Below are 18,116 nucleotides of genomic sequence, written 5' to 3'. Positions count from 1 at the left end.
ATGGGATTCGCCCCCGGTAACCTGGTGACTGCGCGCGGCCGGGAATGGGTGGTGCTGCCCGAGAGCACCGACGACTTCCTGGTGCTGCGGCCCATCGGCGGCATCGACGACGACATCGCCGGCGTGCTGCTCAGCGAAGGCGTCAACCCGGCGAGCTTCCCGCCGCCGCAGCCAGACGATCTCGGTGACCACCTCAGCGCGTCGCTGCTGCGCAGCGCGCTGCGGATCGGATTCCGCTCCACCGCCGGACCGTTCCGCAGCTTGGCGTCGATCGCGGTCGAACCCCGCGCCTACCAACTGGTTCCGCTGATGATGGCACTGCGCCAAAACGTGGTTCGGCTGCTGATCGCCGACGACGTCGGGATCGGCAAAACCATCGAAGCCGGGTTGGTCGCCACCGAGCTGCTCAAGGTCGGCGATGCCCGCGGGCTGGCGGTGCTGTGCAGCCCGGCGCTGGCCGAACAGTGGCAAAGCGAACTGCGCGGCAAGTTCGGGCTGGAAGCCGAACTGGTGCTGCCCAGCACGGTGCGGCGCCTGGAACGCGGCCGGATCGGCGCCGAGTCGATCTTCGAGCGCTACCCGATCACCGTGGTCTCCACCGACTTCATCAAAAGCGCCCGCCGCCGCTATGAATTCCTACGCACCTGCCCGGATTTGGTGATCGTCGACGAGGTCCACACCTGCGTTGCCGACTCCACTGCAACCGGCACCGGACGCACCCAGCGCTATGAGCTGCTTCGCGAGCTCTCCGGCGACCAAACCCGACATCTCATCTTGGCCAGCGCCACCCCGCACAGCGGCAAAGAGGAACCGTTCCGTAACCTGCTGGGCCTGCTGGACCCTGAACTCGCCAGCGTCGACCTGGAACAGCGAAAGGGCCGCGAACTGCTGGCCAAACACTTCGTGCAGCGCCGCCGCGCCGACATCCGCCGCTACCTCGATGAGGACACCCCGTTCCCCAAAGATCGGCTCTCCACCGAGGTGCCCTACACGCTCAGCGCCGAATATCACGCGCTGTTCGACAAAGTGCTCGACTACGCGCGAGAAACCGTCCGCACCGAAGACGGCGGGTTGGCACGAAGGGTCAACTGGTGGTCGGCGCTGGCACTGCTGCGCGCGCTGGCATCCTCCCCGCGGGCGGCGGCGCAAACCCTACGCACCCGGGCAGCAGCAGCCGCCGCCGCAACGCCGGAAGAAGCCGATGCGATCGGGCGGGCCGTCGTGCTCGACCAGTCCGATGACGAGGTGATCGAAGCCGCGGACACCACTCCGGGCGCCGAAACTGACCGGGAAGGCGACATATCGAAAGCCCGCAAGCTACGCGGTTTCCTGGCCGAGGTAAGCAAGCTGGAAGGTAAACCCGACAAGAAGGTCGCGGCCCTGGTCAAAAGCGTCAAAGAGCTGCTGGGGCTAGGCAGCGATCCGATCGTGTTCTGCCGCTTCATCGATACCGCCGACTATGTCGCCGAACAGCTTTCCGGTGCGCTCGGCAAGAACGTGACGGTCCGCGCGGTCACCGGCACCCTGCCGCCCGACGAGCGGATCGCCCGCATCGATGAGCTGGCGGCAACCCCGGGCCGACATGTGCTGGTGGCCACCGACTGCCTATCGGAAGGGGTGAACCTACAGGAGAACTTCCAGGCGGTACTGCACTACGACCTGGCCTGGAACCCCACCCGGCACGAACAGCGGGAGGGCCGCGTCGACCGGTTCGGCCAGCGCGCCGATACCGTCCGCACGGTGATGCTCTACGGGCGCGATAACCAGATCGACGGCATCGTGCTGGAGGTGCTGCTACGCAAACACCAGGCGATCCGCAAAGCCACCGGGGTGTCGGTGCCGGTCCCCGACAGCAGCGACGCGGTCGTGCAGGCACTGATGGAAGGGCTGCTGCTGCGCGGCAAGGACGCCGAACAGCTCAGCTTGGACCTCGGCGTCCAAGAACAACGCGACGCCCTCTACGGCCAGTGGGAGTCGGCGGCCGAACGGGAGAAGATCGCCCAAACCAAATACGCCCAACACGGCATCAAACCAGAGGAAGTCGGCGCCGAACTGCGCGAGACTCGAGCAACGCTGGGCACCAACGCGCAAGTCGCCGAATTCGTCGAACAGGCACTGCGCGCCCTGCGCTCCACCGTCACCACCGCCGACACCGGATTCACCGCCACCCTCACGCCGCTGCCCCTGGGCCTGCGGGATTCGTTGCCGCCCGGCCGCAACGACCCGCTGCACTTCGCCACCGACCTGCCGGTGCGCCGCGGCGATGCAGTGCTCAACCGGACCGACGCCTCCGTGGAAGCCGTCGCGCACTACACGCTGGAATCCGCCCTGGACCCCAACCTGCCCGACGAGCAGCGCCCGGCACGCCGCTGCGCGGTAGTGCGAACCACCGCGGTCACCACCCGCACCACCTTGCTGGTGGCGCGCTACCGGTTCCAACTGCAACTGCCCTCCCGTACGGGGACCCGGCAGCTCGTCGCCGAAGATGTTGCAACCCTGGCGTTCGAAGGCGCACCGGCAAAAGCGGACTGGCTAGCCTCGGAATCCGTCGAACCGCTGCTGCACGCCAAGCCGTCCGGAAACGTACCGGCCCCGCAAGCCGCCCAGTTCCTGGCCCGCAGCCTCGACGGCCTGCCCGACATCGCCACCCACCTCGCCGAACACGGTGAGCAGCTGGCGGGCCGACTGCTCGACGCGCACCGCCGGGTGCGGCAGGCCTCCGCTGAGGTGGTGCGCGGGCTGAAGGTGACCGTCGAACCCGGCGCCGATGTGCTAGGTGTCTTCGTCTTCGTGCCACCGGCAGGAGGCGAGCAATGAGCAGCGGTGCAAGCGCATTCGTCGGGGTGCGCATCCAGGGCGGGCTGCTGCCGGCCGACCTGCTGGCCCGGCTGGCAAACCGGCCCGACGTGCCTGGAATGACGTCCAAGGACTACCACCTGGCCGCCGGGGAATCGGTGTCGGATGCGGCCAACCGGGTCTGGGCGTACCTGCGCGGGGCGTGGACCGCCTACCGGGAGGCACTGGCCGCGCTGCCCGAGGACGACCGGGCCACCGCGCTGACCCGGGAACGGTTCAGCATGGTGCTGCTCGACCAGCTCGGCTACGGCCGGGTACCCACCACCGGCAAGGGCGGAATCACGTTGGGGGAGCACAGCTTCCCGATCTCGCACCTGTGGGAATCGGTCCCGATCCATCTGCTCGGCCGGGTGCCGCTGGACACCCGCACCAAAGGGATGGCCGGCGCTGCTGGCGCCTCACCGCAGTCGATGGTCCAAGAACTGCTCAACCGCTCCGATGAGCACTTGTGGGCGCTGCTGGCCAACGACACCACGCTGCGGTTGCTGCGCGACTCCACCTCGTTGGTCGGGTCGGCCTACGTCGAATTCGACCTGGAGGCGATCTTCGACGGGGATCTGTTCGCCGACTTCCTGCTGCTGTACACGCTGTGCCAGCAGTCGAGGCTGGAGATCCGCGACCCGGAGATCGGTCCAGCCTCCTGCTGGCTGGAACACTGGCGCCAAGACGCCCTCGACACCGGCTCGCGTGCCCTGAACCTACTGCGCGACGGTGTCGTCGACGCACTGCAAACGCTCGGCACCGGATTCCTTACCCACCCCGACAACGCCGCACTGCGCCAGCGGCTAGTCGACGGCACCCTGACCGTGCGCGACGCCCACGAAGCCTTGCTGCGGGTGGTTTACCGGCTGCTGTTCACCTTCGTCGCCGAAGACCGCGGCGTGCTTCTTGACCCGGCCGCCGACCCGACCGCGCGGCAACGCTACCTGGACTACTTCTCTACCGACCGGCTGCGGCGCATCTCCCGGCGCCGCCGCGGCGGCCGCTACGGCGACCGGTGGCAGGCCCTGATCCTGGTGTGGTGCGGCCTGGGTGACGAGAACGGGCTGCCCGAACTTGGCCTGCCCGGCATCGGCGGCCTGTTTGATCACGGCGAGCTGGACTTTCTGACCGACTGCGAGCTGAGCAACGCCGCCCTGCAAGCAGCGGTGCACTCCCTGTCGCTGGTGCGCGAACCTGGCTCGGGGCTGCTGCGGGTGGTCGACTACCGCAACCTTGGCGCGGAGGAACTCGGCAGCATCTACGAGGCGCTGCTGGAGTTTATTCCCTCCTGGGATCCGGCCGCCAAGACCTATCAGCTGTCGGTGGCCTCCGGTAACCAGCGCAAGGACACCGGTTCCTACTACACCCCGACCTCGCTGGTGGAGTCCCTGCTGGACACCGCACTGGATCCGGTGCTCGATGATGCCCAGAAATCCGACAATCCGCAGGAAGCCCTGTTGAACCTCACCGTCTGTGATCCAGCGTGTGGCAGCGGACATTTCCTGGTGGGGGCGGCCCGGCGCATCGCCAAACGGCTGGCGCACCTGCGTACCGGCGACCCCGAACCGGCACCGGCGGCAGTGCGCTCGGCAATGCGCGATGTGGTGGCCCGCTGCATCTACGGGGTCGACGTCAACCCGCTGGCCGCCGAGCTGGCCAAGGTGTCGCTGTGGATGGAAACCCTCGAACCCGGCCTGCCGCTGGCCTTCCTCGACGCGCAGATCAAGGTTGGCCATGCCCTGGCTGGCGCCACCCCGAAACTGCTCGCCGACGGCCTGCCCGATGAGGCGTTCAAACCCATCGAAGGCGACGACAAGAAGATCGCGGCGGCACTGGCCAAACAGAACAAGGTCGAGCGCAGCGCGCAGGACAGCCTGTTCGACATCGACATCACCGCCGCCACCACCGCCCTCGGCGAGGAAGTTCAGCAGGTGGTGTCCGCCCCGGTGCTCTCCTTGGCCGACGTTCACGTGCAGCGTCAACGCTGGCGCGCCTACACCCAATCCGATGCATACCAGCACCAACACCTGGCGGCTGACACCTGGTGCGCGGCCTTCGTCTGGCCCAAACACGCCGGTGCACCGGCCGCGCCCACCCACCGCAGCATCGCCGCGCTCGCCGACGGTCAGGACTCGCTCAACGAGGCGTCTCGCGCCGAGGTGGCCCGGCTGACCGCCGAATATCGGTTCTTCCACTGGCACCTTGAGTTCCCGCACCTGTTTCCCGCCCAGGCCAGTGGCGACGACACGGTGAATCCTGCAACCGGCTGGGCCGGTGGATTCTCGGCAGTCATCACCAACCCACCTTGGGAACGGGTCAAACTGCAGGAACAGGAGTTCTTCGCTGCCCGCGACCCCGACATCGCCACCGCGCCCACCGCCGCGGCCCGCAAGAAACTGATCAAAGAACTGCCGACCACGAACCCGACCCTGCACGCGGCGTTCACCGCGGAGAAGCGGCGCGCGGAGGGCATCTCGCATTTCATGCGCAACTCCGGCCGGTATCCCCTGACCGGACGTGGCGACATCAACACCTATTCGGTGTTCGCCGAAACCGACCGCAACCTGCTGGCCGGAACCGGGCGACTCGGGGTGATCCTGCCTACCGGCATCGCCACCGACGTCACCACCCAGTACTTCTTCAAAGACCTCGTCGAACACGGCTCAATCGCCAGCCTCTACGACTTCGAAAACCGCAAGCCGCTTTTTGAGGCGGTGGATAGCCGCTTCAAGTTCTGCCTGCTGACCCTGGTCGGGCGCGACGAGCGGGAGCCGGCCGCCGATTTTGCGTTCTTCGCCCACGACCCCACCGACCTGCAGCGGCCGAACGTCCGCTTCGCGTTGAGCCCAGAAGAGCTCACTGTGCTCAATCCCAACACCGGCACCTGCCCGGTGTTCCGCAGCCGGCGCGACGCCGAGATCACCCTCGGGATCTACCGGCGGGTGCCGATCCTCGTCCGTGAAGGCGATCCTGATGGAAACCCTTGGGGTATCAGCTTCATGCGGATGTTCGACATGTCCAATGACTCGCACCTGTTCCACTCCCGCGAGGAGTTGGAGGTCGACGGGTGGGTGCTCAACGGCAATGTGTTTGAACGCGGCGAGAACCGGATGCTGCCGCTGTACGAGGCGAAGATGATCCACCACTACGACCACCGCTGGGCCACCTATGAACGCGACGGAACCGTCCGAGATGTCACGCTGGCGGAGAAGCAGGACCCGGCCTTCGTTGTCATGCCTCGGTATTGGGTAGACAAGCGGGAGGTGGACGCAAAGCTGGCGGGTCGTAGGCCTGAACCGCTAATCGGCTATCGATGGGTCGCGCGGTCGACAGATGCACGCACACTCATTGCGACTGCGCTGCCGATGGTGGCAGCCGGAAATAGCCTTCCGTTGTTGCTCTCGTCGCTACCGTTGATACCGCTCGCGGCAATTCTCGCGAGCTTTGTCGTTGACTATGCGTGTCGCCAGAAACTTGGGGGCGCGAACCTGACGTTCTCTACTTTCGAGCAATTGCCAGCGATCGATCCAGATGCGTTGTGCCGTACTGGTGACTGGCATGAGGGGACGCCGCTGGAGTGGATCGATGGTCGGTTAGAGCTGCTGAATGAAACGGCTGATAAGCAGAGTGCGAGTGAGCTACGCGCTGAACTCGACGCCGCTTTCTTCCACCTCTACGGCATCGACCGTGGCGACGCCGACTACATCATGGAGACCTTCCCGATCGTCAAGCGCAAGGACATCGCCGAGCACGGCGAGTACCGCACCAAGAAATTGATCCTGGAGGTTTACGACGCGATGGCCGAAGCCGAGCGCACCGGAGTGCCGTACACGTCGCCGCTAGACGATCCGAACATGAAGAGTAAGACAGGTGCGCGATGAGCGACGTCGAGGTCGGGACGTTCGCCCGCGAGGCCGCGGTCGGCGTCGAGAAGATCGGGCGGCGGATCATCGACTCCGGTCTGGGCAAGGACGATTCGTTGCTCACTCCCGGCGAGCCGACTTGGACGATGGCGAACCTGGATGCACTCACCCGCGATTACGTCGACCGGCCGGACACTGGCCCCGGTGGGTTTTTCGAGAAACTGAAGATCCAGCTGGCGGATTCGTCACCGGCCGTCGTGCAGTTGTTCGCCGAGCTGCTGATCCTCAACATGCTTCCCATCAGGAACGTCAACGGCACGCTGAAGGTCAAACAGGTCGACAATGTGCTGGGCATGAGCAGTGCTCCAGTGACATTGCCGGCGGATGTTGAGGCCGCACTTGAGGGTGGCGGCGTATTCAACGGCGGCCAGGCTTTCACCACCTATCGCTGGGCGCAGATCGTCTACCTCATCCAGTTGGCGCGCCACTTCAAATCACTACCCGAGCAGCGGCTGGTCGACGCGCTGGCTGAGCCACTTATATTCCGCGAGGAGGTCAACGCCGTCCCGACCGGCCAGGCCGCTCAGCGCCAATCTCTGCTGTACCTGGCGTTCCCGCACTTCTACCTGCCGATCGTCAAGACCGAACACCGCATTCTGCTGCGCGACCGACTGGCCGGAAAGTATCTTGCAACGCCAACCGGCGACCTCGATAGCGACATCGCCGAAATCTACGAAGCCATTACCGAGGCCGAGGGCGGTCACATCGACCTCTACGAGAAGCCTTGGATCGAGCGCTGGCTAAAGAAGCCCGAGCTGCCCGCCCGGCACGCCTGGAAGGTGCAAGGCGCAGGCGTCAAAGGCCAAGACATGGTGCCGATCTGGCGGCGCAAGGGCACCGTCTCGCTGGCCGCCAGCCTGCTGCGGCCCGTCGATACCGATGTGAGTCGAGACGAACTGAAAGCCTTCGTCGACGAGGACTACCGCTCATCCGGCTACGCGCAGCGGCAGGAGAAGTTCGACGAGTTCTTCGCCTTCCTCACCCGCATGCACCCACAGGACGTTGTCGTCACCGTCAGCCAGGGCAAGGTGTACTTCGGGATCACCACCGGCGAAGCCGAATTCGTGAACAGCAGCGACGGACGGTCAAACCTGCGCCGACCGGTGAAGTGGTATGACAGCGCGCTGCCGCTGGCAGAGCTGCCCAGCGAGGTATCAGCGCGGCTGGGGGCGCAAGGTGAGGTGCTCGACCTCAGCCAGCACCTCGACACCCTCATCGCACTCGCCGAACGCCGACGTCCACCCGCTGGTGCCGCCGCGATGCACTTGCCGGATGCCACCGCCGAACTGGCCCGACGCCTCTACGTGCCGCAGGTGTGGCTGCAGGAGTGTGTCGAGCTGCTGCGGGACCGTCCACAGCTGATCTTCTACGGCCCGCCCGGAACCGGAAAGACCTACATCGCCCAAGAACTCGCCCGCCATCTGGCCACCGAGTCGAACGTCAAGATCGTCCAATTCCACCCGGCCTACTCCTACGAGGACTTCTTCGAGGGATACCGCCCGACCGGGCGGGGCGGTGAACAGGTCGGCTTCGCACTCAAACCCGGCCCACTGCGTTCCCTGGTCGACCGGGCCAACGAGAACCCCGAAGCTGTCTACGTGCTGATCATCGACGAGATTAACCGCGGCAACCTCGCCAAGATCTTCGGCGAGCTGTACTTCCTACTGGAGTACCGCGACAAGTCGATCGACCTGCTGTACTCCTCCGATGACACCGAACCGTTCATGTTGCCGAAGAATATCGTCATCCTCGGCACGATGAACACTGCCGACCGCTCCATCGCGCTGGTCGACGCCGCCATGCGCCGCCGGTTCGCCTTCCTGCCGCTGCATCCGTCGGAGGAACCCACCAACGAGATTCTCCGCAACTGGCTGGCCGACAAGGGCCACCCCGCGCAGGTCGCCGACTATCTCGACGAGCTCAACGCCCGCATCGAGGATGCAGACTTCAAAATCGGGCCGTCCTACTTCATGCGGCCGGCGGTCTACGACGCTGATGGCCGTGGGTTGGAACGGGTGTGGCGTACCGCGATCCTGCCGCTGCTGGAAGAACACCACTACGGCGACCGCGCACTTGATGTCCGAGCCCGCTATGGCCTTTCGGCCATCCAGGCCGCGGTGGAGGCCAGGCGCACCGGCGTGTGGGCCGGGGCCGCCCCGGTAGAGGAATCCGGCAATGACGTCACCGGCGCTGACCCTTACTGAGGGCGGAGCTCCGCAGACCGTCGAGCTGACGGGGAGCGAGTACCGGGCGTTCCAGCAGCTCGGTCTGGTCACGGTGACCCCGACACTTGATGCCGGCCGCTACGAGGTCACCGCCGGCCGCAAGGTTGGTGCGGTCACGGTGGGGGAGCGTCAACTCGTCGTCCGTCCCAAGATCACCGACTTGAACCGGCTGTTGTTCTTGATCGGCTATGCCAAAGATCAGCGGATTTGGCGTGACGATCAGGTCGATCTCATCGGCGCCAACGAACTGCTGCCCGGCATCGCCGAGGCATTCAGCCGGCTGGCGTCACGCGCCGTAGAGCTGGGTGTGCTGCAGGGTTACCGGACGATCCGCGACACGCTGCCGGTGCTGCGCGGCCGGTTGCTCGCCGGTGAGCAGATGACCCGGCTCTATGGGCTGCCGGTGCCGGTTGCGGTGGAATATGACGACTTCACCGTCGACGTCGCCGAAAACCAGCTCCTGCTTGCCGCAGCGCTGCGCCTGCTGAGCGTGCAGCGGATCAGCGAGATGGCCAGGCGGCGGTTGCAGCGGCTGCGGCAGACTCTTGCCGACGTGTCGATGCTGTCTCGCGGCGCCGCGCTTCCGCGCTGGCAGCCGAGCCGGCTCAACACCCGCTATCACTCAGCGCTGCGGCTTGCCGAGATTGTACTGGCGTCAGAGTCATTCGAACATCACGTCGGTAACCTTCGGGTAACCGGATACATGTTCGACATGTGGCGGATCTTCGAAGACTTTGTGACGACTGCGCTGCGTGAGGCATTGCGGACGATCGGTGGTCGCAGTGTTTCCCAGGCGTCGCTGCGCCTGGACGTAGCCCAGCGAGTCGATATGCGCCCAGACCTCCTGTGGTATCGCCACGGCGTGCCGTGTGCGGTGGTCGACGCCAAGTACAAGGCCGAAAGGCCCGAGGGCTTTCCGAACGCGGACCTATACCAAATGTTGGCGTACTGCACCGTGCTCGGTCTGCCGGAGGGGCATTTGGTTTATGCCAAGGGCAACGAACCGGTTCAGACGCACACCGTGCAGCGGGCTGGGGTCACGATTTACTGTCATGCCCTCGACCTGGCCTTGCCGCCGGCGCTTCTGATGCGGCAGGTCGATGAGTTAACGGCGCTCGTCACTGCTGGCGCGGCCCCGTCGGAGTTGGGGAAGGGCTAACGAAATGGCAGACGCAACAACGTTCCGGCTCGACACGGCAGACATCGCGCTGGACTCCGGTTGGCATGTGGAGTCGACTCGCCGTACCGACGAGTTCGCCAAGGGCGGAACCAGTATCGCCGTGCAGTACTCCGACGATGACGAGATCACCAGCTTAGTGCGTCAGTGCCCGGACCGTGACGAGGAGTTTTTCTCGGAAGACTCTCCTGGAAAAAGCGACCGGCTTAGGGCTTGGTTGACGGGTCGGGTTGTTGCCGTCGGCGATTCGGCGCCTCGCCCCTCAAGATACGCAGCGGGATACGGGCCGAAGCCACGAAAGTTGAGTTGGACCAAGGGGAAATGGTTACACCGGCCGACGTTAGAGGTGGTGGACGACAGCGACCCGCGCACGCCTCGCACGGTCGATGAGTCGAAGAGGCAGCGCAATACTTGGCATCTCGTCCTGGACGAGGCGGTCATCGAGCAGGGGTACTACCGGCGCGAAATGGATATGAGTACGGCCGCGGACCCTGAACCCACAATCGTTGCGACGTGGAACCCAAACAATGGCCGTGCGGTGACTATCATCCGAGCACATGGTGGAGTGGCATATCAAGCATGCGTGCGTCACTTTCAAGAGAACTTCCGGGATCTTTAGCCCAGTCCCCACAGTCCGGCTAACACGTCACAGCTCGATCAGCGATGAGGATAGGGATAGAGAATTGGCAGATGCGTGGGCGTTCCGGCTCGACACTATCGACGTGGCGAGCGAGTTCAACTGGCGTCCCGAACACACGAGTCGCATCGACGAATTCACCAAGGACGGAACCCGCATCACGGTGCACTACTCGCTCGACGATGAAATCACGAGCGTGGTACGTCAGCGCCCGAACCGCGACGAGGAGTTCTTCTCACAGGACTCTCCGGGGAATAATGACCGGCTCCGGGCGTGGTTGACGGGCCGCCCTTCGGTCGCTGCCGCAGCATCGCCTATGGAGCTGTTTGAGGGGCTGACGATCAAGTTTGACGGTACGAATCCCTGGCCCCCCCAACACTTTCTCGATGCGGTCGAAGATCCGGCTGATCACGCCTTCCTGCGCAGAATTCTGGAACTGATGCACGCCACGAGCCAGCTGCCGACGATGGGCGACTACTGTCACCTCTGCTTCGGCCAGTACCCCGGTGGGGCGCTGTTTGTCTACCCGTCCATGCGGCGGTATCCGCCTTACAAGTTCAAGATCGCCAGATCGGGGCAGTTGCTGATCTCAGGCTGTTGGAAGAGCAACTTCAAGGTCACCGGCCATCCCGGCTTTGCGGAACTTGCCTCGTTGTTAGATTTAGACCACACCGGATCAGCGCCTTGGAACCCGGTCTCGGGCCTTGACGCCGACGAGCTGTGGGACGTCGGGGAAAGGGCATCGCGTGCGATCAATGCCTGACGCGGCCACCGGGCATGGTTCGTCCCGGCGGCGTTCTGAAGGTCGCCCGTTCACCAGATCCGGCCTTCATCTGAGCTCGGATAATGCGGAACCCCAGGCAGCGTGATGGCGGCAAGGTCGGTCGAAGTGACGGTGTGCCAGGTAGGCAGGCCCGTTACGACGTTGCAGCGCCGCCCCGTCCGTCTCATGCCGAGCGGGTCTGCGGGCGTGGTCTACCAGGGTGCGGTCTACCCGCTCTACACCGGCGACATCATTCGATTGGAAGACGATCCGCTGGACAAGGAGGCATGCGGCGGTTTTGTGACGGGCCGTGGACGCATCCCGTACGCGCCCGCAGTCGAACCGGTCGCTGAAGCGAGTCCGGTCTGTCGGATCGATGCTTGGCATCTTGAATCCAACCGATTCGGGCATTACTTGGTCTTCGACTCGTCGCACGAGTCCGCGCAGCTGCTCGTCGAGATCGTGGAGCAAGCCGGCTTGGGCGTAAAGCGGTGGGATGAAAGCACCCGACCCGCCGACAATGGTGCGTTCTACGACTGGTTCATCCGCCTTGGATTCGACGGGACGCGCGAAGAGTGCCTGCAGCGACTGGATTTGCTCTTCGTTGCCGAGGACGCCGAGGATTCGCTGTCTAATCATACTGAGAACGCGAACGGAGCTGACGATTCAATCGCCGGGGGAAGAGAACTCGCAGATGCTTTATTGGCGGCGGGCATCGAGTCGATCTCGCGCGAAGTAGCCGTAGATCGGCTGGCGTTCTTTGATCATGACGGGGGGTACCACGATGGATACCTGGCTTGGCGGTTTCACGAGATGTGCACCCGTCCTGGCCAGGCCGCAGACTACTCCGATGTAGGCCAACTTCAGCGGATGCGGTCAATAGTGCTGGACGTCAAGGAACTTATCGTGCGGCTCGCGGGTCAGCACGGTCGTTACCTGGACAACCGCCCGCACCTTGCACGGCGTGCACTGGATGCCGAGCTCGACAAAGTTGATCTGGACGCCAGTTGGCGATCGCCGGACGATGCGTTGCGTAGGGCCAGAGCCAGCCTGACCTTCCTGCGCCACGCTGTCATCTTGACTTTCGGCAGTGAGGACTACGGCGAGCGACTGCACCCGCTTCTGCATCGGTTGCTACCCCCGCCCGAGGTGCCGAACGATGACGCGGCGCCAAACTTGGCGGCTGCGGTCGGCAACCTGCGGCGCATGATCCATTCTGTCGAAGAGCTGTTCTCGCGCGACGCCGCGGGTCTGGCGATATTGTACGAGGACGCTCGTGCGGAATTGACGGCTCTGGAAGGCAATGACTTCGACTTCCTTGCTGATCTGCCGGACGAAAGCGGCGAAGCAGCGAATGCATTTGCATCGGAGGATCTTCCGTTCTCGATCCTGCCGCCGGGTGAGCTGGTGCAGTCCTTCGTGGATGGAATGCGGAGGTCCGGCGGCTATCTCGGGAAAGCGGTAGATCCGCGGCGAACGCAGGTGCTGCAGGAACTGGCCAACCACTTCGCAGCACGGCGCTGTACGGTCCACCGTGGAGCATTTTCATCAGGGTACAACGACAACGGCTACGTCGTTCTGCGGCTACCGATACCGGGGAGTGCTGGGGAAGACGCTGTAGCGATCAGTCCTTTGAAGGGCGAACACGCAACTTTTGTGGTTCGGCATGGGTGCGGCGCGAAGCGGCCGTGGCCAACTGTCCTCTCGCAAAACAAAAGTGAGGCAAAGACGCTCGGAGCGCGGCGGTTGCTCTTTAAAGTCAATCTGGATCGTCGTATTAAAATCAACGAGTACGACGCGATGTTGAGCAAGATCATCGCCCTGCTGGAGTGTGAGGCGGCGTTGTTTGACCACGGCGAGTTGTACTTCGAATACGAGCGCAGACGCTATGAAGTGCGTGAGCCCCTCGAGGATGGTGGCCGCGTCGCCAATCCCTTTGCGCCCAGTCCATCCCGGCCAAGCAACGTATTTCAGCGAATCGTCAGCTGGATCAGTCCGTAGCCGCGTTGCCGGGCATCCGTCTGGAGCACCTTTCGTGATGGGCTCGATCGGGAGGAGGAGAGTGGGAGTGATCAAGCTACTGCTGATCGGTGCCGTGATTGTGTTGGTGCTGATCCTCGTGTTAGCGATCACGGCGGTCTTGGTAGTAGGCCGTGCGCTAACGGCTTTGGATTCCGCCATTCAGCAGTGGGAGACACGCCGGGTCATTCGCCTTGAGAAGGCTCGTCAGAAGCGCGCCGTGGGGAGGGCATCGGCCGCGCTGATGGCGTGGCTTCCAACGTCGGCGGGAAAGCGATTGATCCGCGGCAACGGGCAAGTCGATAATCGTGCATTACCTGTTGTTGCAAACCGTGTAGCGGATGCTACGCCACCCAAACTCAGCAAGGCTCCGGTGCCGCACAACACCGGCCTGGCGACAGAAGCGCCGGTGCAAGACTTTCAGTCGTTGTGCGTATGCCCGCACTGTGGTGAGGTGGATACTCACTATCTGCGAGCGCCGATCCGAGCGGCCGAGGCGGAACCCGGATCGTCGCAACCGGAGGGTGAGTCGGGTGACGCGTCACCAAAGCTTTGGTGGAAATTTGCAGGCACCCGGTTAGGCAGCGACAACCCTGAAACGTCTACGCCGAGCCCCGAACCTACCGCTGATCATCCCGACGCCGATTCCGTCCGGACCTGCCGCAGCTGCGGTCACGTATGGGCACAGCGCTGAGGGGGCATACGACGGAATCTGCAGCGCATTGGTCAGGGTCGAGGTGCTGAACCTTCCTACGTCATTCACGCCCACCAACCTCCGTCGCATGGACACGGGCGTCTACGAATCCCTGCTCAATGAGCAGTTGATGGCTCAACTCACGCACCACCCCGACCTGCATCCTGACTACGGCACCGTCGACGACGCCGAGCACGCATTGACTATCGCCCGCTACCTCGCGCCAATCATCGAACGGTCACTGCGGTCGGCCCGCACCGTCGAAGACCGCGTGGCCCTGGCCCACCGCATCCTGGACGTACTGCCCGACACCTACACCGACGGCGCCGCCTTGCACACGAACGAGCCCGGCAAGGTCACTCGGCTCGATGAAGTCCGCCACGCGACGGCGCTGGGCGCCCCCAAAACCCCACGGCCAGCCACGCCGTTTTCCGACGCCGCCCTGATGACCAATGCCCGCAACGAGCCGACCCTGGCCGCCGAGCTGCGCGCTGAACTGGCCAGCGCCGACCGAGTGGATCTGCTGTGCGCTTTCGTCAAATGGCAGGGCCTGCGGCTGCTGGAAAAAGAGCTCACCGAGCTGCGCGAGCGCAGTATTCCGCTGCGCGTCATCACCACCACCTACCTCGGTGCCACCGACGCACGCGCCTTGGACGCCCTGGTCAACGAGTTCGGCGCCGAGGTCCGGGTTAACTACGACACCACGATCACCCGCCTGCACGCGAAAGCGTGGCTGCTGCGGCGCAACACTGGCTTCCACACCGCCTACGTCGGTTCCAGCAACCTCTCGCACGCTGCCCTGGTAGACGGGCTGGAATGGAACGTGCGCCTTTCGGCGATCGCCACCCCACATCTTCTTGAGAAATTCCGGGCTACCTTCGACTCCTACTGGGAGAACCGCGATTTCGAGCCATACCGTCCCGGCCAAGACGGGGAACGACTCCGCCAGGCCCTCCAAACCGCATCCGGGGACCGCAAGCGCGACCCGCTGGCGGTCACCCTGTCCGGCCTGGAAGTACGCCCTAAGCCCTTTCAAGCCGAGATGCTCGAACAACTCGACGCCGAACGCACTCTGCACGACCGGCACCGAAACCTGATTGTGGCAGCCACCGGAACTGGCAAGACCGTCATGGCCGCCCTGGACTACCGTCGGCTGGCCCGCGACATCCACGGCCGCGACCTCACCCTGCTGTTTGTCGCGCACCGCCATCGCTCGGCGCTACTGGGACCAACGCGAATACCTGCGTCTGGCCTACGAATCCGTCTACGGAGACGACCCGACGAACTGGCCTTCACAGCATCCCGGCGTCGTCCTGGCCACCTGGAACGCGGGCCGTCCGGCATGCCTGCGCTGCCCCTACTTTGGCGCCGATACCGGACAGCTGGATGCGCTCGATTTGGCACGGCGCCACGAAACCTCCGGTGGAGAGTTCTGCGAGCGCAGTCGTCAGCGCCCGCCACCCAGCCCCGATCCGCCTCCTACTCCGCCGCGGCCCCGGCGCGCGCCGATCCCGGCCTTGCGTATCTCAGAGCGCTACGGCGGTGGCAGAAAGCGGCGGCCACGCCGCGGTGTCGGTACCCCCTGAGACAATTCAGTTGTGAGAGAAGAGGAGATCCACATTGGCTGATTCCACGGTGCGGGGCTACGACATCATCGGTGACATCCACGGCTGCGCCAGCCAGCTCGAAGAGTTGCTGACGGAGTTAGGCTACGAGATCACCGACAGCGCAGGAGAATATCGGCACCCGGATCGGCAGGCGATCTTCGTCGGTGACCTGATCGATCGCGGTGACGAACACCAGCGGGTGCTGGAGATCGTCAAAGCCATGGTCGACGCCGGCAGCGCGCGGATCGTCATGGGTAATCACGAATTCAACGCTCTGGCCTACCATGCGGAATGGCCGGAAGGCAGCGGGAAATACCTTCGCCCACACGATGATCCCGACAACCCATGGTCGGAGAAGAACACCCGGCAGCACCAGGCCTTCCTGGATCAGATCACCGGCGAACAGCGTCGGTACTACCTGGACTGGTTTGCTACGTTGCCGATATGGCTGGATCTGGGCGGGCTGCGGGTGGTTCACGCCTGCTGGCACGACGAGTCGATCGCAGTCGTGCAGGAGCGCTGCGGGTCGGCGGCGCCGTTCACCGACGTGGCCCGTCTGGTGGCCGCCAGCGACAAGAGCGATCCGCTGTATAGGGCTGTCGAGACGCTGCTCAAGGGCCCGGAGATCAGCCTGGTTGACTACGGCCAGCCCGAGTACCGCGACAAGGACGATGTACCGCGTGCCAGCGCCCGCATCCGCTGGTGGGACAGCGAGGCGGGCACACTGCGGGACGCTGCCGTGATGGACAGCGGAATCAAGACCAAGGACCGCAAGCCCTATCCGGAGCTGCCGGACACGGAGCTGCGGGCTGACGCTGCGTCGTACGTCTACACCGGGGAGGTCCCGGTGTTCTATGGACACTACTGGCGCCAAGGCGCCCCCGAACCCGGGCAGGACTGGACGGCGCGCACCGCGTGCGTGGACTTCAGCGCGGTCAAGCCGGGCGGGGCGCTGACGGCATATCGCTGGTCTGGGGAGAGCGAGATCGATCCCGCGAACTACCACCAACTCGGTGCCGCGTGGGATTTCCCCAGTCTGGCCCTCGTGTGGGAAGCCAAGACCCGGGCGATCGTCGCGGGTGCAGGCCGGATCGAGGCACTTACCGACGCCGAGGTGGAATCCGAAGTCTTACCAAACTTGCACAAGGAGAGGATCGTGAGCAGGTACACCTATCGTGCCTTCTGGTCAGCCGAAGATGAAATGTACGTCGGAGTCGTTGCCGAGTTCCCCCACATGTCGTGGCTCGCCGATAGCGCACGCGAAGCGCTCGCCGGCATAGAGAAGATCGTGACCGACATCGTGGCTGACATGGAGGCCAATGGCGAGTTCGTTCCCGTCCCCTTTGCTGATCGCCCCTAACAGCGTGCGGATGTTGGTTCGCTCATCCAGGGCTGCACCGCAGGCCGGCCATCAAGGCTGCCGAGCAGGTCGTGCATCATCTTTCCTTTGACCTCGACGATCTCAGCGCCCTTGGTCGCGGACGTGACCGGAGCAATACCTCACTCAGCTTGGCGCCCGGCCGTGGTACCCAGTGTCAGCTCCCATGCCGATAGCCACGGTGTGATGGTCTGGGCGATCGAGAACGGGTGTGGGTCTTCGCACTTGGGCTCGGAGTAGGTGCCGTCGGAGACCGCGATGTCGATGCCGACCGCCTCGGCGGTGCCGTCATCGCCCAGCCGATACACTGGCCCGCCCGAATCGCCGCAGGTGCCGCTGGCTTCAAACCGGGCCTGGTTCACCTCGGTGGCCACCACCGGCCCGCACACCGGTCCGCCGCTGCGGATCCAGTAGTGACACAGCACATCACCGACATCGACCCGTGCTGCAACACCAGTCACCGGATGTCCGTCGACGACCGAAGTGAGCGGGATCTTGCCCGGGTCGTCCAGGGTGATCAGCCCGATGTCGTAGTCGCCCCAGTTGCTGGCGTCGTACACCGTCTCGGTGAACGTGCCGATGGTGCGATAGGCGAAGACACCACCATGGCGGATCGCCACCTGCCCGGGCCCGCCATCGGGGTTACAGTGTCCGGCCGCCAGCAGCCCGGGCCGGCCGTCGCGGGAGCGCACCAGAAACCCCGTCGTGCAACTGACCGGCTTGCCGTCGCCGGCGGGGGAGACGTCAATGCCGATGCCGGGCCCGATCGCGTGCGCCTGCGGGATCGGGATCTGCGAGCGCATCGGATGGAGACGATTGGCCTGGATCAGGCCGATGAAGATCGCGACCACGACG

9 protein-coding genes and 2 pseudogenes are annotated in these 18,116 nt (G+C 64.5%); 10 read left to right on the top strand and 1 reads right to left on the bottom strand.

The window, feature by feature from the left end:
- From G6N23_RS17195 to G6N23_RS17150, 10 genes and pseudogenes are all read left to right on the top strand, one after another.
- Entirely contained in the window at nucleotides 1-2,817 is a 2,817-nt protein-coding gene (locus tag G6N23_RS17195) for a DUF8741 domain-containing protein (RefSeq protein WP_085259768.1), read from the top strand.
- On the top strand, nucleotides 2,814-6,719 hold the full coding sequence (locus G6N23_RS17190) for an Eco57I restriction-modification methylase domain-containing protein (protein WP_085259769.1): 3,906 nt from the start codon (nucleotides 2,814-2,816) through the stop codon (nucleotides 6,717-6,719). Before G6N23_RS17195 ends, G6N23_RS17190 begins: the two co-directional genes overlap by 4 nt.
- Nucleotides 6,716-8,965 (top strand): McrB family protein, encoded by a 2,250-nt coding sequence (locus G6N23_RS17185; RefSeq protein WP_085259770.1) that lies wholly within the window; start codon nucleotides 6,716-6,718, stop codon nucleotides 8,963-8,965. Before G6N23_RS17190 ends, G6N23_RS17185 begins: the two co-directional genes overlap by 4 nt.
- Entirely contained in the window at nucleotides 8,937-10,145 is a 1,209-nt protein-coding gene (locus tag G6N23_RS17180; RefSeq protein WP_085259771.1) for an McrC family protein, read from the top strand. The genes G6N23_RS17185 and G6N23_RS17180 overlap by 29 nt, the downstream gene beginning before the upstream one ends.
- A gap of 4 nt (nucleotides 10,146-10,149) precedes the next feature.
- On the top strand, nucleotides 10,150-10,782 hold the full coding sequence (locus tag G6N23_RS17175) for a hypothetical protein (protein WP_085259772.1): 633 nt from the start codon (nucleotides 10,150-10,152) through the stop codon (nucleotides 10,780-10,782).
- Nucleotides 10,783-10,846: 64 nt separating this feature from the next.
- Nucleotides 10,847-11,563 carry a hypothetical protein gene (locus tag G6N23_RS22105; protein WP_234808508.1) on the top strand — a complete coding sequence of 239 codons (717 nt, stop codon included), beginning with the start codon at nucleotides 10,847-10,849 and terminating at the stop codon, nucleotides 11,561-11,563.
- Nucleotides 11,564-11,770: 207 nt separating this feature from the next.
- The gene (locus tag G6N23_RS17165) at nucleotides 11,771-13,564 is read left to right on the top strand and encodes a hypothetical protein (RefSeq protein ID WP_133055454.1); all 1,794 of its coding nucleotides are present in this window, start codon (nucleotides 11,771-11,773) and stop codon (nucleotides 13,562-13,564) included.
- A gap of 67 nt (nucleotides 13,565-13,631) precedes the next feature.
- On the top strand, nucleotides 13,632-14,276 hold the full coding sequence (locus G6N23_RS17160; RefSeq protein WP_133055455.1) for a hypothetical protein: 645 nt from the start codon (nucleotides 13,632-13,634) through the stop codon (nucleotides 14,274-14,276).
- A gap of 88 nt (nucleotides 14,277-14,364) precedes the next feature.
- Nucleotides 14,365-15,483 (top strand): annotated as a pseudogene (locus G6N23_RS17155) (DEAD/DEAH box helicase family protein); the annotation flags it as partial.
- Between the two features lie 413 nt (nucleotides 15,484-15,896).
- A pseudogene (locus G6N23_RS17150) lies at nucleotides 15,897-16,886 on the top strand (metallophosphoesterase); the annotation flags it as partial.
- 497 nt (nucleotides 16,887-17,383) lie between these two features.
- Here G6N23_RS17150 and G6N23_RS17145 read toward each other — a convergent pair.
- Complete coding sequence (locus tag G6N23_RS17145; RefSeq protein WP_234808509.1) at nucleotides 17,384-18,112, bottom strand: chymotrypsin family serine protease; 729 nt, start codon at nucleotides 18,110-18,112, stop codon at nucleotides 17,384-17,386.
- Nucleotides 18,113-18,116 lie beyond the last annotated feature (4 nt).

It is taken from the genome of Mycolicibacter terrae (assembly GCF_010727125.1).
GTDB lineage: Bacteria > Actinomycetota > Actinomycetes > Mycobacteriales > Mycobacteriaceae > Mycobacterium > Mycobacterium terrae.
Note: the sequence above shows the minus strand (reverse complement) of the source record. Positions and strands in the feature narration are given on the sequence as shown.

What these genes read in the sequence shown, in the direction of transcription:
- G6N23_RS17195 (WP_085259768.1), top strand. Translation starts at nt 1, where the DNA reads ATGGGATTCGCCCCCGGTAACCTGGTGACTGCGCGCGGCCGGGAATGG.
- G6N23_RS17190 (WP_085259769.1), top strand. Translation starts at nt 2,814, where the DNA reads ATGAGCAGCGGTGCAAGCGCATTCGTCGGGGTGCGCATCCAGGGCGGG.
- G6N23_RS17185 (WP_085259770.1), top strand. Translation starts at nt 6,716, where the DNA reads ATGAGCGACGTCGAGGTCGGGACGTTCGCCCGCGAGGCCGCGGTCGGC.
- G6N23_RS17180 (WP_085259771.1), top strand. Translation starts at nt 8,937, where the DNA reads ATGACGTCACCGGCGCTGACCCTTACTGAGGGCGGAGCTCCGCAGACC.
- G6N23_RS17175 (WP_085259772.1), top strand. Translation starts at nt 10,150, where the DNA reads ATGGCAGACGCAACAACGTTCCGGCTCGACACGGCAGACATCGCGCTG.